Origin of the sequence: Streptomyces sp. NBC_01166 (assembly GCF_045039765.1) — a bacterium.
Taxonomy (GTDB): Bacteria; Actinomycetota; Actinomycetes; order Streptomycetales; family Streptomycetaceae; genus Streptomyces.
Map to the genome: position 1 here is coordinate 4,566,794 of NZ_CP108613.1, position 19,387 is coordinate 4,586,180.

The 19,387-nt window shown below is 70.4% G+C and carries 19 protein-coding genes; 4 read left to right on the top strand and 15 right to left on the bottom strand.

Annotated features, from left to right (window positions below):
- Window positions 1-8 precede the first annotated feature (8 nt).
- The 9 genes from OG379_RS20935 to OG379_RS20975 all read right to left on the bottom strand — a co-directional run bounded on the left by OG379_RS20935 (window position 9) and on the right by OG379_RS20975 (window position 11,793).
- A complete protein-coding gene (locus OG379_RS20935) occupies window positions 9-1,586 on the bottom strand; it encodes a type VI secretion protein (RefSeq protein ID WP_405664683.1) in 1,578 nt (525 codons plus the stop codon).
- Between the two features lies 1 nt (window position 1,587).
- Window positions 1,588-3,006: an ATP-binding protein gene (locus tag OG379_RS20940; RefSeq protein WP_405664684.1), complete on the bottom strand. Its 1,419-nt coding sequence runs from the start codon at window positions 3,004-3,006 to the stop codon at window positions 1,588-1,590.
- A gap of 18 nt (window positions 3,007-3,024) precedes the next feature.
- Window positions 3,025-4,575 carry an SCO6880 family protein gene (locus tag OG379_RS20945; RefSeq protein ID WP_393757164.1) on the bottom strand — a complete coding sequence of 517 codons (1,551 nt, stop codon included), beginning with the start codon at window positions 4,573-4,575 and terminating at the stop codon, window positions 3,025-3,027.
- Window positions 4,572-5,915, bottom strand: coding sequence for a hypothetical protein (locus tag OG379_RS20950; RefSeq protein WP_405664685.1), 1,344 nt, complete (start codon window positions 5,913-5,915; stop codon window positions 4,572-4,574). The genes OG379_RS20945 and OG379_RS20950 overlap by 4 nt, the downstream gene beginning before the upstream one ends.
- Window positions 5,905-6,777: a hypothetical protein gene (locus OG379_RS20955; RefSeq protein ID WP_405664686.1), complete on the bottom strand. Its 873-nt coding sequence runs from the start codon at window positions 6,775-6,777 to the stop codon at window positions 5,905-5,907. The genes OG379_RS20950 and OG379_RS20955 overlap by 11 nt, the downstream gene beginning before the upstream one ends.
- Before the next feature lie 187 nt (window positions 6,778-6,964).
- Window positions 6,965-7,273, bottom strand: coding sequence for a hypothetical protein (locus OG379_RS20960; protein ID WP_014047394.1), 309 nt, complete (start codon window positions 7,271-7,273; stop codon window positions 6,965-6,967).
- 370 nt (window positions 7,274-7,643) lie between these two features.
- Window positions 7,644-8,285 carry a DUF402 domain-containing protein gene (locus OG379_RS20965; protein WP_405664687.1) on the bottom strand — a complete coding sequence of 214 codons (642 nt, stop codon included), beginning with the start codon at window positions 8,283-8,285 and terminating at the stop codon, window positions 7,644-7,646.
- Entirely contained in the window at window positions 8,282-9,184 is a 903-nt protein-coding gene (locus OG379_RS20970; RefSeq protein WP_405664688.1) for an oxidoreductase, read from the bottom strand. Before OG379_RS20970 ends, OG379_RS20965 begins: the two co-directional genes overlap by 4 nt.
- Before the next feature lie 41 nt (window positions 9,185-9,225).
- On the bottom strand, window positions 9,226-11,793 hold the full coding sequence (locus OG379_RS20975) for a polysaccharide lyase family 8 super-sandwich domain-containing protein (protein WP_405664689.1): 2,568 nt from the start codon (window positions 11,791-11,793) through the stop codon (window positions 9,226-9,228).
- Between the two features lie 235 nt (window positions 11,794-12,028).
- Here OG379_RS20975 and OG379_RS20980 point away from each other — a divergent pair, with 235 nt between their 5' ends.
- On the top strand, window positions 12,029-12,658 hold the full coding sequence (locus OG379_RS20980; protein WP_405664690.1) for a class I SAM-dependent methyltransferase: 630 nt from the start codon (window positions 12,029-12,031) through the stop codon (window positions 12,656-12,658).
- Between the two features lie 370 nt (window positions 12,659-13,028).
- A complete protein-coding gene (locus OG379_RS20985; RefSeq protein ID WP_405664691.1) occupies window positions 13,029-14,333 on the top strand; it encodes an alpha/beta hydrolase in 1,305 nt (434 codons plus the stop codon).
- 1 nt (window position 14,334) lies between these two features.
- On the opposite strand, the gene OG379_RS20990 is transcribed toward OG379_RS20985, so the two are convergent.
- Genes OG379_RS20990 through OG379_RS21000 form a run of 3 tightly spaced genes read right to left on the bottom strand, consistent with a single transcriptional unit; the run spans window position 14,335 to window position 15,599 of the window.
- Window positions 14,335-14,562, bottom strand: a complete 228-nt coding sequence (locus OG379_RS20990; protein WP_405664692.1) for a DUF397 domain-containing protein — start codon at window positions 14,560-14,562, stop codon at window positions 14,335-14,337.
- Window positions 14,555-14,743 (bottom strand): DUF397 domain-containing protein, encoded by a 189-nt coding sequence (locus OG379_RS20995; RefSeq protein WP_405664693.1) that lies wholly within the window; start codon window positions 14,741-14,743, stop codon window positions 14,555-14,557. Before OG379_RS20995 ends, OG379_RS20990 begins: the two co-directional genes overlap by 8 nt.
- A gap of 10 nt (window positions 14,744-14,753) precedes the next feature.
- A complete protein-coding gene (locus OG379_RS21000; protein WP_405664694.1) occupies window positions 14,754-15,599 on the bottom strand; it encodes a helix-turn-helix domain-containing protein in 846 nt (281 codons plus the stop codon).
- A 204-nt stretch (window positions 15,600-15,803) separates the two neighbouring features.
- Here OG379_RS21000 and OG379_RS21005 point away from each other — a divergent pair, with 204 nt between their 5' ends.
- Window positions 15,804-16,268: an ATP-binding protein gene (locus tag OG379_RS21005; protein WP_405664695.1), complete on the top strand. Its 465-nt coding sequence runs from the start codon at window positions 15,804-15,806 to the stop codon at window positions 16,266-16,268.
- 12 nt (window positions 16,269-16,280) lie between these two features.
- Here the strand turns inward: OG379_RS21005 and OG379_RS21010 are convergent, their stop codons facing one another.
- Complete coding sequence (locus OG379_RS21010) at window positions 16,281-16,664, bottom strand: VOC family protein (protein ID WP_405664696.1); 384 nt, start codon at window positions 16,662-16,664, stop codon at window positions 16,281-16,283.
- A 20-nt stretch (window positions 16,665-16,684) separates the two neighbouring features.
- Here OG379_RS21010 and OG379_RS21015 point away from each other — a divergent pair, with 20 nt between their 5' ends.
- Window positions 16,685-16,861: a hypothetical protein gene (locus OG379_RS21015; RefSeq protein ID WP_405664697.1), complete on the top strand. Its 177-nt coding sequence runs from the start codon at window positions 16,685-16,687 to the stop codon at window positions 16,859-16,861.
- 98 nt (window positions 16,862-16,959) lie between these two features.
- Here OG379_RS21015 and OG379_RS21020 read toward each other — a convergent pair whose 3' ends face one another.
- Both OG379_RS21020 and OG379_RS21025 read right to left on the bottom strand, forming a co-directional pair.
- Window positions 16,960-18,537 (bottom strand): adenosine deaminase, encoded by a 1,578-nt coding sequence (locus OG379_RS21020; protein ID WP_405668598.1) that lies wholly within the window; start codon window positions 18,535-18,537, stop codon window positions 16,960-16,962.
- Window positions 18,538-18,640: 103 nt separating this feature from the next.
- On the bottom strand, window positions 18,641-19,270 hold the full coding sequence (locus tag OG379_RS21025) for a histidine phosphatase family protein (protein ID WP_405664698.1): 630 nt from the start codon (window positions 19,268-19,270) through the stop codon (window positions 18,641-18,643).
- Window positions 19,271-19,387: the final 117 nt, after the last annotated feature.

A 19,387-nucleotide genomic window follows, 5' to 3' on the forward strand; every position in this document is an offset into this window, starting at 1 on the left:
CGTCGCGGTCAGCTCGGGCCGGGTGCCGGGAGGCGTTCCCGCCAGCGGGCACGGGCCTGTTCCTCCGAGCGGAGCAGGACCAGGGCGGGCATCCCCTGATTCTGGCCGGCGAGAAGCAGTTCCGGCAGCTGGGGGAGCGGAGCCACGGCGGCGACGTCGTCGAGGACGAGCGTCATTGGTGGGTCGAGCCGACCGTCGGTTGACCGTGCGGCCATGCGGCGGCCGTGCTCGACCACGTGCGAGGCGAGTGCGGTGAGCAGGGGCATCGCACCGGGGTGGTGGTGAGGATCCTCGATGGGTTCACCGACCACATAGAGCGTTCCCCCTTCATGTGCAAAAGAATCCAGCACGAGCGCATCGGCTCGGTTGGGTGTGCACGCTTCCCGGATGTGGACCGAGGAGAGCGCCTCGAAGGCTCGTACGGTCAGTTCCTGGGCCATCTCCCGGCGTTCGGGATAGGCGGTGAGGGCGGACTCCAGGAGCCCGGCGAGCCCGGACGCCGCCTTGGGGTGCGTACGGAGCACGCGGACCGGCTCGTGGCCGCCGGAGCCGGAGGCCCAGCGGTGGACCTGGCGGAAGGGGCGGCCGTCCACGGCGGCGGCGTGCAGCCAGCACCGGAGGAGGGTCTGGGCGGTGTCGGCGACGGCCGTGTCGACCCTGGCCAGGGGACGGACCGGGGTGAGGAGGGCGGCCGCCCGGGAGCCGGCGGCGGCGGGGTCCTCGCAGCCCGCGACGGGGGACCAGTGGAGGCGGGCCGGGGTGTCGCAGAGGTGGCCCGGGTCGTAGACGAGGACCGGGCCGAGCTTGCCGCGGGCGTCCTTCGTCTCGGCCCAGACGGTGGGGTCCGAGGTCACGACGAGTGCGGGGCCGTCGGCGTCCCGGATGGCCTGGACGACGGCGGGGCGGCGGGCGGCGGAGGCGCCGTAGAGGATCTGCGGGGTACGCGGCGTGGGGACCAGCGGGGAGGGCTCTCGCGCGTACGCGGCGAGGGCGGGCTCGTGCGCGTGCGGGGCGGCGGGGGCTGTTTCCGCAGGGGCCGCCTCCATGGGGGCCGGAGCGGGCGCCGGAGCGGTTTCCGCAGGTGCCGGAGCGTGCTCCCGGGGTGCTGCTGCTGCGGTGGTGGTCGTCGCTTCCCGTGTGGGCTCCTGGACCGCCGGGCCTGTGCGTACGGGCTCCCGGTCGGGGTCGTACGGTGCCGGGGCCGCGCGCCTCTGTTTCCGGACCAGCCGCCAGCGGGCCACCACACCCACCGCGAACACGGTCAGGACGAGCAGCACCATCACCTCGCCGATGAACAGGCCCCAGAACAGCCCGTATCCGGAGAGCTCGCCCGGCGGGGTGTCCGGCCAGGCGCCCGGCAGGTCCGTCGGCTCGACGGCCAGGGCGCGCAGGGCCAGTGGCGTCCGCGTGAACGTGACGCCGTCCGGCCAGCCACCGTGGGCGAACAGTCCGGCGAGCCCCGTGGCCGTCCAGGCCAGGACCGTCAGCCCGAAGAGGAAGGCCAGAAGGCCGATCAGCAGCCCGTCCGGAACACCGCCCTGGCCCTCGGCGCCGCGCCCCGAACCGGATGGTGCCTGGCGTGCCATGTCATGCCACCGTTGACTCGGACGACGCGTTCAGCCGTTGCTGGTGCTCGATCCGCGCCGCCCGCTGCTCCGCCTCCAGCTCCGCGGCCCGTACGTCCTCGGGGAGCAGGTCCGCCGCGGAACCCTCGGTCATCGCGCGGTCGGTGAAGACCAGGGGGCGTTCCGCCTCGGTGATCAGGTGCTTGACGACCTGTACGTTGCCGTTGACGTCCCATACGGCGATGCCGGGCGTCAGCGTCGGGATGATCTCGACCGCCCACCTGGGGAGGCCGATGACCTTGCCCGTCGCTCTCGCCTCGTCCGCCTTCTGGGCGTAGATCGTGCGGGTGGAGGCCATCTTCAGGATGGCCGCCGCTTCCTTCGCCGCGGCTCCGTCGACGACGTCGCTGAGGTGGTGGACGACCGCGACGAAGGAGAGCCCGAGGCGACGGCCGAACTTCAGCAGGCGCTGGAAGAGCTGCGCCACGAAGGGCGAGTTGATGATGTGCCAGGCCTCCTCGACGAGGAAGATGCGCTTCTTCCGGTCGGGCCTGATCCAGGTGTGCTCCAGCCAGACACCGACGATCGCCATGAGGATCGGCATCGCGATGGAGTTCCGGTCGATGTGCGAGAGGTCGAAGACGATCAGCGGCGCGTCGAGGTCGATGCCGATCGTGGTCGGGCCGTCGAACATGCCGCGGAGGTCACCGTCGACGAGCCGGTCCAGGACGAGGGCGACGTCCAGGCCCCAGGCCCGCACGTCGTCTATGTCCACGTTCATCGCCGCGGCTGACTCGGGCTTCGGGTGGCGCAGTTGCTCCACGATGTCCATCAGGACCGGCTGGCGGTCGACGATCGTGTCGTTGACGTACGCGTGTGCGACCTTGAGCGCGAAGCCGGACCGCTCGTCGAGGCCATGGCCCATGGCGACCTCGATGATCGTGCGGAGCAGGGCGAGCTGGCCCGTCGTGGTGATCGAGGGGTCCAGCGGGTTGAGCCGGATCCCGTCGTTCAGCGCGGCGGTCGGGTCGAGGCGGATGGGCGTGATCCCCAGCTCCTCGGCGATGAGGTTCCACTCGCCGACGCCGTCCTCGCCCTGGGCGTCCAGGACGACGACCTGGCGGTCGCGGAAGCGGAGCTGGCGGAGCACATAGGTCTTCTCCAGCGCCGACTTGCCGTTGCCCGACTCGCCGAGCACCAGCCAGTGCGGGGCCGGCAGTTGCTGCCCGTACAGCTGGAACGGGTCGTAGATGTAGCCCTTGCCCGAATACACCTCACGCCCGATGATCACGCCGGAGTCGCCGAGGCCCGGCGCGGCGGTCGGCAGGTAGACGGCCTGGGCCTGGCCCGTCGACGTACGCACCGGCAGCCGGGTCGTCTCCACGTTCCCGAAGAGGAAGGCGGTGAACGCATCCGACAACGCGGACAGCGGATCTCGCATGGCGTGACTGCCCTCTCGTTAGCGACGGATGCCGGTGGCGAACGGCAAGGTGTTCACAAACGCACGATGGTGCTCCCGGTCGCACCACTCCAGCTTGAGATACGACTTGCCGGCCGAGGCACGGATCGTCCGCTTGTCGCGGGCGAGCGCCTCGGGGGACCGGGACGACACGGTGATGTACCCCACCAGATTCACCCCGGCCGCGCCGCTCGCCAGATCTTCACCCCGCTGGTCGAGCCTGCCGTGGGCGGCGATGTCGCGCGGGTCGACCGTGCGGTTCATCTTGGCCTGGCGGCTGGCTTCGGCGTCGTCGTTGGTCTTCTCCGTCAGCATGCGCTCGATGGCGACCTCGGTGGGTTCGAGGTCCATGGTGACCGCGACCGTACGGATCACGTCGGGCGTGTGGACGAGGAGGGGAGCAAGGAAGTTCACGCCGACGGGAGTCATCGGCCATTCCTTCACCCAGGCCGTCGAGTGGCACCAGGGGGCGCGCGTCGTCGACTCGCGGGTCTTGGCCTGGAGGAAGGTCGGCTCTACCGCGTCGAGTTCGGCCGGCCAGGCGTTGCGCTTCGTCATCGCCTGGATGTGGTCGATGGGGTGGTCCGGGTCGTACATCGAGTGCACGAGGGAGGCCAGCCGGCTCTGGCCGAGGGGCTGGCGGACCCGGATGTCGGCCTCGGCGAGGCGGGCGCAGATGTCGGTCAGCTCGCGCGCCATGACGACGGCGAGCCCCGCGTCGCGGTCGATCCTGCGGCCGCCCTTGGGGCGTACGGCGCGGGCCATGGCGTTGGCCTCGGCCGCCAGGTCGCGGCTGTAGTGCATGCAGGCGACGAGGTAGGCGCGGTGCTGCTCGCTGGAGGTCGACACCATCGACTGGAGCTGGTCGTAGGACTCCTGGAGCCAGCCGGGCGCCGACCGGTCACCACGCTGGGCGACGTCCTTGGCGTGCGCGTCGGGGTCGGCGGGCAGCGTACGGGCCAGCATCTGGAGGCGGGTCACGAAGCCGTCGCCGTTGGCCACGTGCTTGAGGAGGGTGCCGAAGCGGTCGACGAGGGCCTCCTGGTCCTCGCTGTCACGCAGGCCGACCCCGGGGCCCTCGATCTCGATGGCGGCGGTGACCGTACGCCGGTCGGCGTGCAGCAGTACGGCGATCTCGTCGGGGCCGAACGGTGCGGCGAGCCAGCTGATCCGGCCGATGCCGGGCGGCGGCCCGATCTCCACCTCACGCCCGTCGGCGCTGACCCCGGCCTCCATGGCGGAGGAACGGTAGGCCGTGCCGCGACGCAGGGTGCGCTTGAAGCTCCGGTTGATCTCGAACCATTTGTAGAAGGTGCGGCCCTTGTACGGGAAGTACACGACGGCCAGGGCCAGCATGGGGAAGCCCACGAGCGCCACGATCCGGAGGGAGAGGACCGGGACGAGGAGTCCGCTCATCATGCCGAGGAACGCTCCGGCGATGATCAGCGCGATCTCGCCCGTCTCACGGTTCTTGCCGACGATCGCGTTCGGCCGGGCGCGGCCGATGAGATACGTACGGCGGGGCGCGATCGTGTGGGACTGGGTCGTCAACGCCCTCCACCTCCTGTGCTCGTGTTACCTGTGCTGCCTGAACCGCCCCGTGAGGAGCGGCTGCTGTGAGGGGTGCCGGAGGTGGGTCCGGACCCGCTGCGGGGCGAGGGCGCGGACCCGCCTCCGCCCGGGGTGCGGGAGCTGTGGGCGGCGACTCCGCCGCTGGCCGGGTTGGCGGGCCTGGCGCCTCCGCCTCCGCCGCCCCCTTCACCGCCGCCGCCGCGGCCGCTGTGCGTCTTGATGCCCTGGGAGACGAGTGCGGCGGGCGAGCTGATCATCGCGGCGGCCTGGGAGCCGTCGGTGGCCTGCTTGCGGTTGGTGCGGGCGCCCTGGATCTCGTCGCCGAAGCCGGGGACGAAGCGGTAGATCATGGCGGAGGCGAAGATGGCCAGCAGGATGATGGCGAGGCCTGACACGACGGCCGAGAAGGCGTTGGGCCCGTCGTCGGCGGAGAGCGCCCCGGCGAGCCCCAGCACGATGACGATGACGGGCTTCACCATGATCACGGCGATCATGATGCCCGCCCAGCGGCGCACGTGGCCCCACATGTTCTTGTCCACGAGCCCGGAGTACACGACGACACCCAGCAGGGCGCCCACGTAGAGCAGGGCGGCCCGGATCACGAGCTCCAGCCAGAGGATGCCGGCGGCGAGGATCGACACGAGCGATACGACGATCAGCATGATCGGGCCGCCGCCGATGTCGGTGCCCTTCTTGAGCGCCTCGGCGAACGAGCCGAAGAAGACATCGGTCTGCCCGCCTGTCGCGGCGGAGATGACCTCGGTGACGCCGTCGGTGGCCGAGACGACCACGTACAGGATGAGCGGGGTGAAGGCCGAGGCCAGGACCGTGAGCCAGAGGAATCCGATGGCCTCGGAGATCGCGGTGGTGAACGGCACGCCCCTGATGGCCCGCTTGGCGACGGCGAAGAGCCAGAGGACCAGGGTGAGGATGGTGGACGCGGCGAAGACGACGGCGTACTGGGTGCGGAAGGTGGAGTTGGTGAAGTCGACGGTCGCGGTGCTCTCCACGGCCTCGCTCAGCTTGCCCACGAGGTAGGCGGCGGCGTCGGCGCAGCCGCGGGCGAGGGAGGTGAGGGGGTCCAGGGCGTCGTCGGTGACGGGGGGCGTGCTGCGGTCGCCCGTGCCCGCTTCACCTTCGCAGTAGTCCTTGGCAGGGCCGCGGATGAGATCACACGCATCGTTGCTCGCGCTGGGCGAGGGGGTTGGTGTCGGCGATGGAGCGGCGGCGACACGGCTTGAGAACAGAACGGCAGACACCTGAATGCTGCTCAGCACAGCTGCAATCGAGAACGCTCGGAGAGAAGGCTTACCGGGCATAGGTGAACCCTCCGAACTGTTCAACGGCGTCGGCCATTTCATCCGCAGGAGAGGCAGCCTGATCGCGGCCGACCGGTACGGGGCCGTCCTTCTGGGTGAAGTCGGTGACCTTCCAGTCACCGTTGATCCATCTCAGCTCGAAGGTGTTCGTGTACCAGCTCTCGGACACGGGGTTCTTGGAGCCCTCGCCTGCCAGGCCGAACAGCGCCGAATACCAAACAGCAACGCTGGCGGAATCGCCGGCGAACTTCTCGACCTTGGCCCCGACCGGGTTGGAACGCGAGATGAAGACCAGGCCTTCTGGGGCAGTGCCGTCAGGGTTCAGACCGATGCTCGCCAGGAATTCTTCGCCGGAGTAGACCTTGTCGAGGTCGCTCTGCCGTGCGGCTGCTACGTCCGGGGCGTACACGGCGGTGGTGATCTCGCGGCGGCGGACGGAGTCGAACATCTCCGCAGACCCCAGCGCCACCGCGTAATTCGCCGCAGCGCTCTGCGCCCCCTGCTCGTCGTGCGCGAAACCGGAGGCGATCGAGCCGTTCTTGCCCTGGACCGGCTTCGTGCCCGTCGCAGCCGTGGGGCCCGCTCCTGCGGCTTCGGACTTCTTCTCGTTGCCGCCGCCGTCCGACCCCCCGCCTCCGCCCTGGTTCGCGAACGCGATGGCCGCGACCAGCAGGACCACCACGCCGACCACCATGATCAGCGAGCGGGAGTTCCGGGCGGGCCTGCGGCCGTAGCCGTCGCCCTCGTCGCCGTCGGGCAGGCGCGTGCGTGTCTGGCGCGTCCCGCCGAGGGTGCTGTACGCGTCGTCCGGGTGGGCCCCCGGCTCGTGGCCGCCGTAGCCGCGCTCGTCGCCCTGGCTCATGCCGCGTACGCCCCCTCAGCCGTGTGCAGATCCGCGTAGTACGACCGTAGCGGTGCTGGTTTCCGCGTGGGCGCGGTGTGGTGACTCGACATCAGGGGACGCAACCTCTGCCGGTGGGCACGACGGACGGGTGGGGTGGACGACGGGTACGGGTGGCCCGGGGGCAGGACGGCTGGCTGACAGGTGGTCAGACAGCCATGCCGTACACAATGGTGAACAGCGTGCCCAGCGACCCGATGATGAAGACGCCGGTCAGCCCCGCCACGATCAGGCCCTTGCCCTGTTCCGCGCTGAAGGTGTCACGCAGTGCCGTCGCGCCGATGCGCTGTTTCGCCGCACCCCAGATCGCGATGCCGAGACAGAGCAGGATGGCTACCGCCATCACCACCTCGATCATGATGCGCGCCTCGTTGCCCAGGGTCCCGAACGGCCCCCAGTTCGGGGCGATTCCGCCGATGATGGTGGTGATATCGCCCTTTTCAGCTGCCAGGATCATGTAAGTCACCGCCCCTGTTGGGTAGTTCGCAGCCCGCGCCGTGCGACACGGGTCGGCCTCTATCTTCGCTGATGAAACCGGCATCGCACGACGCCTTCCCGGGTCTCTTTACCCGGATCTCGCACGTTTGACCGGAGAAGCCGCCCTGACCTGCGGCTCGCGTAGGGATCTGCCCGCATATGCATGGTTACTCTGTGTATCACGCGGTGTGACGGCTAGCAACGACGGTGGCCATGGTTCCGGATGCGGTCGATGCGTTCACGGGGCGGCGGGCATTCGTACGCGCTGTTCGAGAGCCGTGTGTGCGCCGGTGGCTTCCGGCCGACGCGTCATCAGGTGCCGTACGGGGAAGGTCTCGCGGGCTCTCCTCTCAGAGCACGGTGCGTACGGGCGCCGCCCCCCGGGCCGGGGTCTTCCACCGGGACGGTGGCTTGAAGTCGCACCAGGAGCCGTCGAAAGGGAACGCCCCCGACGCGGCGAGACGGGCCACGCGTTCCCCCTCGGCGCGGATCGCCGCCGCCTCTTCCGCCGACCAGTACGCGGGGTGCCCGGTCTTCTCGGCGAACGACCGCTCGTCCTTCCATCGCCAGCTGAGGTCCGTCGCCACGGTGATGTCCAGCTCGTGGTCGGCCACGTCGATGTTCTCGCCGTGATGGGTCCGGTGCTCCAGATTCACGTACCAGCCGGCGAACTTCTGCCTCCGCCCGAAGAACCAGAACACCGCGTGGCCGGCCCCGGTCGGCTGGTGGATGAGCGCGCTGCCCAGGGGCCACCGGCCGGCCCTCGCCGGATAGCCCTGGACCGGCCGGTGCTCGGGCGCGATGTCCCGGAGGTGGGCCCCACGGGGCAGGTCCGTACGCCACATCGGGGTGCCGGTCTCCAGCCACACCAACTGGCCCTCGTCCGTGCGTTCGACCAGGCGTACGGGCACGGAGGAGCTCAGATGCCCGCCGATGAAGAGGTTCCAGCGCAGCACCTGCCCGGCCTCGGCCCCGCCCCCGGTGCCGCTCATGACGCGAGGAGGCTCAGGTCTTCCGGCGTGAGCCGCAGCGCCCCGGCGGCCACGTTCTCGGCGAGGTGGTCCGGGTTGCCTGTGCCGGGGATGGCGAGCACGTGCGGCCCCTGGTGGAGCGTCCAGGCGAGGCGTACCTGTGCGGGTGTCGCCCCGTGGCGGCGGGCGACGGTGTGCACGGTCTCGCTCCGGTCGCCGTTCGAGCCCTCCTCGCGCCCCGCGCCGGCGATGGCGAAGAACGGCACGAACGCGATGCCCTGTTGGCCGCAGGCGCGGAGGAGGGCGTGGTCCTCGGCGGGGGAGCCGATGCCGTACGCGTTCTGCACGCAGACCACGGGCGCGATGCCCTGGGCCTCGGCGAGCTGTTCCGGTGTGGTGTTGGAGATGCCCAGGTGGCGGATGAGTCCGGCCGTGCGGAGTTCGGCCAGGGCGCCGAAGTGATCTGCGACGGAGGCGGTGGCCTGGCTGTGCGCGAGGCGCAGGTTGACCACGTCCATGTGGTCACGGCCGAGCTGGCGCAGATTCTCCTCGACCTGGCCGCGCAGCTGCTCCGGTGTGGCCCACACCCATGCGCCGGAGGGGTCCCGGCCGGGGCCGACCTTGGTGGTGATGACCAGGTCGTCGGCGTACGGGGCGAGCGCGCTGTTGATGAGCTCGTTGGCGGACCGCAGTGGCGAGAAGTAGAAGGCGGCGGTGTCGATGTGGTTCACGCCGAGTTCGATCGCGCGCCGCAGGACGTTCAGCGCGCGGTCCCGGTCGCTGGAGGTTCCGTCGCCGAACGCCGCGCCGTTCTGGGGGAGGCGCATCGTGCCGAAGCCGAGGCGGTTGACCGTGAGGTCGCCGAGCTCCCAGGTGCCGGAGGCCGATGCGTTGATCGTTTCCGATGATGAAGGCATCATCGGATTCTTTCACTCGCCGGGTGTCGGGCGCCTCCTCTTCGCTAGGGCCTCTCCGTCAGGGTCGCCGTGAAGCTCCGGCCGTAGGCCTGGTGGGTCGTGACATCGAGTCGGGTGCCGCCGGGGACATGACGGACGCGGACTCCGGCGTCGGCCGAGACGCGTCGCAGGGGCCGGCCGTGGAGGGTGACCGAGACGGTGCGCCGCGTCGTCGTGGGGTCGGACACCGCGATGGAGTACGCGCCGCCTCCGGTCCGGCGCAGCATGACCGACGCCGGGCCGTCGATCGAGAGGCGACCGGCGTGGTGCGTCCCCGGGGTGAAGGCGTTGGCGGCGGTGATGCCGAGGCGGGTGTGCACGGCGGCCTGCAGGCGGACCGTGTTGGACAGCACCGAGAGCGGGCCGTGGGCGTAGGACGCCAGCTGCTGGGCGGAGGCGTTCGGGACGAGGGCGTGCGCCATGGCGGTGGGCCGCCTTCCGGCAGCCTGCTCGTAGGACAGTGTGAAGACCTGCTTGGTCACCGCCGTGTCCGCGTTGGCGAGCCGTACGAGACGCCGGCTGCGCGTGACCGTGCCGAGTGCGACGACCGGGTCCGGACCGGACAGGAAGACGTAGCCGACCGCGGTCCGCTGCCCTTCGTCGGCGTACCGCAGCCAGGCCGGCGGTGCGGTTCCGGCGGCCTCCCAGGGGGATCCGTCGCGGAGGCCGCCCGTGAGGACGACGGGGGAGGAGGAGTCGGCGATGCGGCTGTCGACCGTCGTGGTCACGGCGCGTCCGGCCAGGCCGGTCACGCCCGCGGAGAGGACGAGGATCTCGTCGTCGAACATGAACCACGACCTGGTGGCACCCGCCGCCCGGTAGGCGACGAAGTCCTCGGGCAGCGTGCCCGCCTCCCGGGCGGCGTACGCGGCGTCGTCGGACTGCACGAGACCGGCCACGCCGTACGCGCCGAGGCGGGCGCCGCCGGAGAACGCCTGGGTGCCACGGGGGAAGTAGACGTACGTGTTCTGGGCCTCGGAGGACGAGGTGAAGCCGCGCTCCGGATTGTCGTACCAGAGGGTGCCGTAGAGCTCGGGGACGGTGCGCCGCGTCTCGACGGGAGCGGTGACGCCCGCGAGGCGGTGGGGCGGGACGGCGGTGAAGTAGTCGATGCCGAACGCCTGCCGCTGGTCCGCGCCGGAGAGGTAGAGGTAGTGGGCGCCGTCACCCTGGAACCACGGCATCAGGTTCTCGCCGCTCATGTACTCGTACTTGCTGACGCGTTCGGAACTGCGGGCGAGGGCGAAGGCGTAACCGGGCCGGCGGTGGACGGTGCGGTCCATCGCGTTGAACGCGCCGTGGGCGGCGGCGGGGCCGAGATCCCGGGCGGGCGCGGGTGAGGCCAGGATGTCGGCGTAGCGGGCGATGCTGACGGGGGAGACGAAGGACGTGGTGTCGAGGGCCACCTTCGAGGTCTCCCGCACGTATTTGACGTACCCCTCGAGAGCTTCGGCGTCGCTGCCCGAGGTGTGCGCGGAGAGGTCGACGACCGCCTCCACGACGGCGATGACGTCCGCGTATCCCGTGCCGGTCCGGGAGACCGCCCGCCCCTTGACGATCTCCATCATCCAGCCTTCGAAGATCAGCGGGGCGAAACCGTCGGCGACCCAGCCCTGTACGACGCCGACGAGGCTCTCGTCGGGCAGGTAGCCGGTGCCGTCGAGGATCTTGACGGTCTGGACGATCCGGGTGAGCAGCCCCTTGCCGTAGGAGCCGGTGTACGCCACGGAGGAGTGCTGGACGAACGAGCCGTCGGCGTAGAAACCGTCGGTGACCCCGTGGCGCGGCTGGTACGGGTCGATCGTCGAGTAGACGGTCAGCTGGTCGGCGAGGGCCTTGGTGATGCGGGCCTCGTCACCGAGCAGGGCGCCTTGCAGGATGCGGTTCGTCGTGATGTCGGCGAGATTGGCGCCGGTGTGGAAGCGGGAGTCGAGATCGACGTCGCCGTCCTTGCCGTTGCGGAGGTACGCGTCCATGGAGGCGATGTACGTCGCTGTGAGCTCCGGCCGGTATGCCGCGAGCTCCTCCCTGAGCAGGACCAGGGTCTTGGTCACGTAGGCCGGGATGCCGATCTCCCAGTGGAACCAGTTGCCGTAGTAGCCCTTCGACTGGTCGCCGAACCAGTCATTGTGGAGCTGCGCCAGCCCGTCCACGACCCGGCGCCGGACGGCTGTGTCATCACCCGGGGTGGAGGCGCCGGTGCCGGGCAGGCAGGTGGCGAGGGCGATCTCGTAGAGGTACTGGTACGACGTGCTCAGGTTGGGGTCGCTGGTGCCGAGCGGTACGCCCTCGAAGAGCTCGTCCGGCCCGGCGCCGTCCATCGCGGCGAGCCTGGCCTGCGCCGTCGCCCGCAGGGAAGCGAGTTTGGGGGCGACCTCGGGGCGGGCGTTCGATTCTGCGGTGCCCGCGAAGACCGCGACGGTGTTGGTGAGCAGGGCGTCCGGGACCCTGTCCGAGGAGCCGGTCGACTCCTGTGAGGCGGCAGGAGCGGCCTCGGCCCGCAGGGTCTGGGACAGCGCCCAGAGCGTCGCAGCGGGGATCATGGACAGTGCGGAACGACGCGAGAACTCCACCAGTACGCTCCAAAAGTCCGGCCCGTAAGCGCTTGTTCCCCCGCCGCCCAGCCAAGCGCCGGCCTCCGACCGATGTCAACGGCCCGGACCGTTGACAGTGCGCGGGCTTTCGGGCGGCGGGTCGTGAGAGCGAGGCGTCGCGGCCGGCGGGTCGTGAGAGCGAGGCGTCGCGGCCGGCGGCCACCGGTCCTCGCGCAGCCCTCATGCCGGCGGCGCGGATGTTAGCTTCCTCCCCGTGGCGGGACACCAGGACAGGACCAGGACGGCCTACGACGGGGTCGTCGAGCTCTACGCGTCGTTGTTCGCCGACCGGCTGGAGACGCAGCCGTTCGCGCGGTCCATGATCGGTACCTTCGCCGAGCTGGTGCGCGGGACGGGGAACCTCCGGACAGCCGACGTCGGCTGCGGGCCGGGGCATCTGACGGCCATGCTCAGCGACCTGGGGCTGGACGCCTTCGGGCTCGACCTCTCCCCGGGCATGATCGACTACGCCCGGCAGGCCCATCCGGCGCTGCGGTTCGACGAGGCGCGCATGGAGGCCCTGCCGGTCGAGGACGGCGCGCTGGGCGGTGTGCTGGCGCACTACTCGATGATTCACACGCCGCCCGGTGACCTGCCCGCGCTGCTCGCCGAGCAGGTCCGCGTCCTGGCCCCTGGCGGCCTGCTCATGGCCTCGTTCTTCGGGACGGAGGGGCCCGAGCCGGTCCGGTTCGACCACAAAGTGGCACCCGCCTACAGCTGGCCGGTGGAACAGTTCGCCGAGCTGCTCACCGGGGCAGGGCTCACACCCTTCGCCCGGCTGCTCTTCGACCCTGCCTCCGAGCGGGGCTACCTCGACACCCACGTGCTGGCCCGCCGCCCGTAGAGCGGGCACCGCTGCCGCTGAGCCCGGGCCCTTAGGGACGGACTCCAGGGTCTTGCCGGATACCGGGCGGGGCGAACGCGGACGATGCTCGATGCCTCGGACGAGGTGAGGGGCAGTTGCTGTGATGGGCAGTCATGTGTGGGGCGTGCGGCGGGGCGGACGAGGTCGGTCGCACCTTGCCTGGGGTTCTGTGCTGGCCTTAGTGGTCAGTTTCACGGGCGTGGAGATCGCGAGCGGTGCGCCAGGTCCGGGAGAGGCCGGAGCGGCGAGTGAGGGTCGGGTGCCCGGGCCGGCCGGGGCGAGCGCGCTCATCAAGTGGAAGCCGTGTCGGACCGATGCTTCGGCGGAGTGTGGCGCGCTTTCGGTGCCGGTGGACTGGAGCGATCCGGACGGGGCGCACTTCGGCCTCCAGCTCGCCCGGCGCAAGGCCACGGACCCGGGCGCGCGGGTCGGCTCCATGGTGTTCGGGCCGGGCGGGCCCGGGGACTCGGGCGTGAACCGGATCGTGAAGGAGGCCAACATGGGCCGGTTCAGCGACGACCTCCGCAGCCGATTCGACATCGTCAGTTTCGATCCACGCGGAGTGGGGCTCAGCAACCCGATCCTCTGCTCGCAGGAGCTCCTGGACAGGCGTCCGTCGCCGGTCATGAAGAGCCAGGCCGAATTCGACGCCACGGCGAAGTACAACCGTGAACTGCGAGCGGACTGCCGGAAGAACACCGAGAACGGCCTCTTCGACCACGTCGACACCCTCAGCATGGTGCAGGACCTCGACGCCATCCGGGCGGCGCTCGGCGAGAGGTCCCTGACGTTCCACGGCAGTTCGTACGGCACGCTGCTCGGCGAGCAGTACGCGGAGGAGTACCCGAAGCGGGTCCGTGCCCTGGTCCTGGAGGCTGTGGTGGACCACAGCCTGGGCACGAGGAAGTTCCTCTCCACGCAGTCCGCCACGCTCCAGGACTCCTTCGACGAGTTCGTGGCGTGGTGTGACCGGACCGAGAGCTGCGCCGTGCACGGCTCGGACGTGCGGGCACTCTGGGCGGATCTCCTGAAACGCGCCGAGCGGGGGGAGCTCTCGGACGACGGTAGGACGCTGACCCCGTTCGAACTCAACGTCGAGGTGATGAAGCGGCTGTACGACCCCGAGTGGAGGGGACTGGGTACGTTCCTGCGCGGGCCGGCGGAGAGCGACCCGGAGGCGACGCAGGCGGCCGGAACGGCCGGGGACAGCCCCGCGCCCGCGCTCGGGGAGAATGCGTTCGAGATCTTCTGCCAGGACTGGAGCCTGCCGGTCAGCGGCTACCAGGAGTACGCGCGGGAACTGCGCCGCATCAGCAGGATCGCCCCGGACATGAAGTACCCCCGCTCCCTGATGTCCGTCTCCGCCTGTCTCGGCGCACCGGAGCCGGACAACCCGCAGCACCGGCTGAAGGTGAGGGACAGCAGGACCGTCCTGCTCACCAACTCGATCCACGACCCGGCGTCCGGCTACAACTGGGCCACCAACGTGGCGAAGCAGCTCGGCAGCAACGCGGTCCTGCACACCTACGAGGGCTGGGGCCATGGCACGTACAGCAGCAGTCCCTGTACCCAGGAAGCGACCGACGCCTACCTGATCTCGCTCAAGGTCCCCAGGCGCGGCGCGAGTTGCCCCGCTGTCGAACCGGTGGGTTGAGTCAGCCGGCGTCGGTCGCGGCGAAGTGATCGAATTCGCCGGCCACGACGCCCTTGGTGAAGGCCTCCCACTTCTCCACGGTGGTGGTCACCACCGTGGCTGGATCGCCGGTCTCACGGAGGTACACGAGCTCTCCGGGGCCGAACGCGATCTCGATCCAGGGCCCGGGGCCCTGCGCGTCCTCGGGGGCGGCGCGGGTCCAGGTGAGGTCGTCAGAGGCGTCAGCCACGGTCGTGGGCTTGCTTGACGGTGCGGATGAGGGCGGCCCAGGCGGACGGGCTGGTCCGGAGTATCGCGCCGGTGGGGTCACTGCTCTCGGTGAGGGCGACGGATCCCTGGTCGGCGGCGACGTGTACGCACGAGTTGCCTTGAGCGCAGTAGGACGACTTCTGCCAAGCGAGTGCGGACATCTTGGATCCCTCACAGATTCCGGGCGATGGTGTGTATGAAGTCGCGTGACTTCGCGGGCGCGAGTGCGATGGCCTCGATCCGGCTCAGTAGCACGCGGTACTTCTGCAACTGGGCCTCCGCGTCCAGGAACACAGGGCCGTGGGACTGGTCCAGGTTGACACTGTCGAGCTGCGGTACGGAGCCGTGGATGTAGTAGATCGACTGTCCTGAACCGGCAAAGGCTCCCGCGGAGAACGGGATGACCTGAAGCACGACATGAGCGTGGTCGCTCATCTCCGCGAGGTGCTCCAGCTGTTGGCGGGCCACCTTCGGTCCGCCGAACTGCATGCGCAGAGCAGCCTCATGGATGACGACGTGCTGGGAGGTCGGCGGATCGCGGAAGAGTACCGCTTGCCGCTTGATGCGGAACGAGATGCGGTGCTCGATATCGGGCGGGGACAGTTCGGGCACGTCCTGGCGGAAGATCTCACGGGCATGCTCCGGGGTCTGAAGAAGCCCGGGGATGTGGACGGTGACAGCGGTGCGCAGTCGCCGTGCATGGTGCTCGATCTCGGCGAGGTCCAGCAGAGGCGCGGGCAGGATCTCCCGGTACTCCTCCCACCATCCGCGTGTGCGGTCGGAGGTCATGTTGCAGAGCGCCTCGATGACCCCCTCGTCCGGGCAGCGGTAATGACCGGCCAGCGTACGGACCCTTTCCGGGCTCACGCCTACGCGGCCGGCTTCCATGTTGCTGATCTGGTTCTGTTTCACGCCCAGAAGCTGGCCGGCCTGTGTCGCGGTGAGGCCGGCGAGCTCGCGGAGCTTCCGTAGCTCACTGCCGAGGCGTAGCTGGCGGCCTGTCGGGTTGGTTCTCACCGGCCGGTTCGCCTCCTTGAACGCCTCGTCACCCACAAGGGTGGTAGTTCACGCATTACTCATCTTTCGGTTAATGCATTAGCCGGAGCTGGCTACCTTGGAGCCCAGGCCACCCGCCCGGAAGTACCCCGCTCGACGGAGCGGCCTCGTCACCGGGCCATGCGACACGCACATCCCAACGCTCCTCCGTGAACGGAGACTTCCATGGCTCTGGCCACCGTAACGCCGCCCTGGGCGTACACCTTGCAACTTCCGCAGGATCCCCGTGGGCCCGGGATCGCCCGGGCGACTCTGCGGACCGTGCTGACGGTGCACGGGATGCGGGATCTCATCGACACCGCCGAACTGCTGGCGAGCGAACTGGTCACCAACGCGTACCGGCACTCCTCGGGCGCGTACTCGCTCCGGCTGTGCGGGGCGGGGCGGAACAGGGTGCGGGTCGGGGTGTGGGACTCCAGCCCGGAGATCCCGGATCCGTTCGGCCGGGGCGGAACACCGTCCCCGCCCGCGGTTCTCGCCGAGCGAGGGCGGGGTCTGCACCTCGTGCGGGAGTACGCGGACAGCTGGGGCGCGTACCTGATCCAGGGTGGTCTGCCGGGGCAGGGTGGCAAGGTGCTGTGGGTCGAATGCGCGTGGAAACCGGAGTGTCGGTGGGATGGCCCGGCGTGACACGCGGCGGGGTCAGAGGGGCTGGAGCCGGGCGCGCAGGAGGCAGAACTCGTTGCCTTCCGGGTCCGCCAGGACGTGCCAGCTCTCCGTGCCGGTCTGGCCCACGTCGGCGGGCCTGGCGCCGAGGGCGAGCAGTCGTTCCAGCTCGGCGTCCTGGTCGCGGTCGGTTGCGTTGACGTCGATGTGCAGCGGGAGCTTCCCGGCTCGCGGGGCGCTGCTGGGGCTGAGGACGAGCGTGGGCTGCGGGCCGCCGAAGCCGGCGTCGCGCGGCCCGATCTCGATGCTTCCGTCGTCCTCCCGGCCGAGCTCCACGTAACCGAGGACCTCGCTCCAGAACGCGGCGAGCCGCTCGGGGTCGGCGGCGTCGATGACCAGCTCACTGATGCGGCATGCCATGCCGGTCAGTGTACGGAGAGATGCGCGTTCTGCTCGGCGGCCGCGCCTCCTGTGCGGCCGCCTCCGCGTCGGTGATCCACAGGTCGTGGAGGGTCGATTCACAGGGCCACTTCCACATCCACACCATCATCCGCACGCCCGACGGCAACGACTACGGGAAGGATCTCCTGGCCATGCACTTGGCCCTCGACCACTGATGAGTCGTATCGGTCGCTTCGGCGCCGGTCAGGGGCGGGAAGGTGCTGCGGGTCGCACGCACCGTCCCGCCCCTGACCGGGACCGGGGCCGGGCAGGATCAGCCGGCGTAGCGGGCCTCGAAGGCGCGGAAGGACCGCTCCTGGCGCAGTTCCAGGCCGGCCTTCGGGTTCCGGTCGGTGAAGCGGGCGCAGCGCGCGGACTCCAGGGCGCGGCACTCCTCGACCGGGCGGAAGCCCTGGCGTACGGGGTCGGGACGCCACAGGCTGCGGCCCGGCAGGAAGCTGTACTCCAGGGAGGCCCGGGCCAGGTCCTTCAGTTCCGGGTAGCCGAGTGCGTACGTACGGGCCGCGCGCTGGTACTCCTGGCCGATGTCACCGCGTGAGACCCCGGGGTCGTCGGTGGACAGCACCACGGGAACCCCGTACTTCCGGTAGACGGGGAACGGGTGCTCGTCGCCCTCGACCTGGAGGATCTGCGCGTTGCTCGTGAGCGGGACTTCGACGGCGACCTGACGACGCGCCATGTCGCGGGCCAGGCGCTGCCAGTTGTCCTCCTGTACGAGGTCGACACCGTGGCCGATGCGTTCGGCCTGGCCGGTGCGTACGGCGTCGTCGATGTGGAAGGTGAGGTCTTCCGGCTTCACCAGTCCGGGGACGAGCTCGCCGGCGTGCAGGGTGATGTGGGCGCGGGGGTAGACGCCGTGCAGGTAGTTCAGCATGCGCATGTGCAGGCGGTAGTCCCGCAGGGAGATCTCACCGTCCTCCGGTTGGACCAGGTTGACGGCGACGAACCGCTGGTCGCGTTCGGCCAGGCGGAGCCCCAGGGCGATCTGGGTGAAGACGCGCTCCGGGGCGCTGTTGCGTGACACCTGGGAGATCCAGCGCACCGTGATCCGGCATGCGGGGCCGGGCTCGGAGGTCGCGCACTTCGCGGTCTCGCGGAACTCGACGTCGGCGGTGTCGGCTTCCTGCTTCGCCGTCGTCACGAGCTGGTCGAGCCGGCCACCGGCGAGCAGCTTGCGGTGCAGGGCGGCCAGGTCGGCGTCCCAGCCGACGTCCGTCGCCAGCTGCCTGGCGCCCGCCGAGGCGGGGCTGACCATGGTCTCCAGATACGTCTGGTTCTGCGCGGCGGCGGTTCCCGCCACGTCGGCCAGCATCTTCCCCCGGTGCGACGTCGCGGCGCCGAACTTCCCGAACGTGGCGAAGAAGTGGTCGTGGCCCGACTGGCCCTGCGGGAAGTCCTGCATGGACCAGGCCCGGACGATCTCCTGGCGGAACCGGCTGTCGGTGAGGGCGTCGGCGGCCGGCCGGGTGCCCGCACCGCACGGCGGTGCGACGGCGGTCATCGTGGAGTCGATGCAGAGGTCGTCGTCGGCCGCGAGCTGGATGAGGTACTCGGTCCGTACCGCGCCGGACAGATGGTTGTGCAGGTCACCGCCCTTGGGCAGGTCCCGGAAGAAGCGGCCGGCCTCCTTCGGGTGGGTGTTCAGCCAGGCGGCGGCACGGGCCTCGGCGGGGGTGGCGGTCCGGGGCGGAGGTACGGGTGCGGAGGCGGCGGCCCGCGCCGGCGGCCCGGCGGGCAGCGATGCGGCAAGGGCGGCCGCGGCGAGGCCCGCGGCCGTCAACAACCGTCGGACACGGGATGAGTTGTGGTGTACGGAGATCACGCTCTGCATGATCACGAAGAGCGGCCCACGTCACCCCGGACCGCGAGGGCGGTGGCCCGTAAACCATCCGTCCGGGGGACATCCGGGGAACGCATGAGCCACCCGGCACGGCTCATGCGCGGAGCTCCGGTGGGAATCCTGTCCAGCGGAGGTCCTCCGGGAGGTGCCCCATGTCGTTGACCATGACCAGGGCGGCGGGCCTGCCGGGGGTGTACCGGATGACGGTCAGCGCCGCGTTGGCGTGGTTGAGGCCCAGCCAGCGCCAGGCGGGGGCGTCGAGTGCGTCGCGTACCAGCCAGGCGGCCAGAAACGCGTGGGTGACGACCAGTTCGTAACGGGGTTCGTCGCCATCCGCCGGGCCGGTGAACCGTGCCGTCGCGGAGTCGGCCAGCTCCGGGCCCCGGCTGCGTTCGGCGTACGGGAACTGCTCGACGAACCCGAGGAGCCGGTCCGCCGACTCCTCGGGCAGCTCCTCCCGTCGCGGGACGTACGGCACGTAGTCCCCCGCCGGCTCCGAGGCATGGAGGGGGATGCCCTCCCCGAGCCGCTCGTGGACCAGCCGGGCGGTCTGCGCGGCCCGGGGGAGCGGGCCGTGGTGGACGGCGGAGAACGGTGTGCCCCGGAGCCGCTCGCCGAGGAGAGCCGCTTGGCGGCGGCCGCGTTCCGTCAGTTCGGTCTCGTCCGTGGACGCCTCGCCGTGCCGGGCGATGTAGAGGAAGCGGGTCGCGTTCGCGGTGGGCATGGGGCCCTTTCGGCTGGTCCGGGTGATGCAGGGATGGACGGTGTCTCCCTCCGGCCGGTTCCGCGTCCCGCGTTCGGGTGAAGTCGGTGAGGTCGCTTCCTTGCGGGGGCGGGGGTC

What these genes read in the sequence shown, in the direction of transcription:
- OG379_RS21015 (WP_405664697.1), top strand. Translation starts at nt 16,685, where the DNA reads ATGCGCGTTCTGCTCGGCGGCCGCGCCTCCTGTGCGGCCGCCTCCGCG.
- OG379_RS20970 (WP_405664688.1), bottom strand. Translation starts at nt 9,184, where the DNA reads ATGATGCCTTCATCATCGGAAACGATCAACGCATCGGCCTCCGGCACC.
- OG379_RS21005 (WP_405664695.1), top strand. Translation starts at nt 15,804, where the DNA reads ATGGCTCTGGCCACCGTAACGCCGCCCTGGGCGTACACCTTGCAACTT.
- OG379_RS20935 (WP_405664683.1), bottom strand. Translation starts at nt 1,586, where the DNA reads ATGGCACGCCAGGCACCATCCGGTTCGGGGCGCGGCGCCGAGGGCCAG.
- OG379_RS20960 (WP_014047394.1), bottom strand. Translation starts at nt 7,273, where the DNA reads ATGATCCTGGCAGCTGAAAAGGGCGATATCACCACCATCATCGGCGGA.
- OG379_RS20940 (WP_405664684.1), bottom strand. Translation starts at nt 3,006, where the DNA reads ATGCGAGATCCGCTGTCCGCGTTGTCGGATGCGTTCACCGCCTTCCTC.
- OG379_RS20995 (WP_405664693.1), bottom strand. Translation starts at nt 14,743, where the DNA reads ATGTCCGCACTCGCTTGGCAGAAGTCGTCCTACTGCGCTCAAGGCAAC.
- OG379_RS20950 (WP_405664685.1), bottom strand. Translation starts at nt 5,915, where the DNA reads ATGCCCGGTAAGCCTTCTCTCCGAGCGTTCTCGATTGCAGCTGTGCTG.
- OG379_RS21020 (WP_405668598.1), bottom strand. Translation starts at nt 18,537, where the DNA reads ATGCAGAGCGTGATCTCCGTACACCACAACTCATCCCGTGTCCGACGG.
- OG379_RS20955 (WP_405664686.1), bottom strand. Translation starts at nt 6,777, where the DNA reads ATGAGCCAGGGCGACGAGCGCGGCTACGGCGGCCACGAGCCGGGGGCC.
- OG379_RS21025 (WP_405664698.1), bottom strand. Translation starts at nt 19,270, where the DNA reads ATGCCCACCGCGAACGCGACCCGCTTCCTCTACATCGCCCGGCACGGC.
- OG379_RS20965 (WP_405664687.1), bottom strand. Translation starts at nt 8,285, where the DNA reads ATGAGCGGCACCGGGGGCGGGGCCGAGGCCGGGCAGGTGCTGCGCTGG.
- OG379_RS21010 (WP_405664696.1), bottom strand. Translation starts at nt 16,664, where the DNA reads ATGGCATGCCGCATCAGTGAGCTGGTCATCGACGCCGCCGACCCCGAG.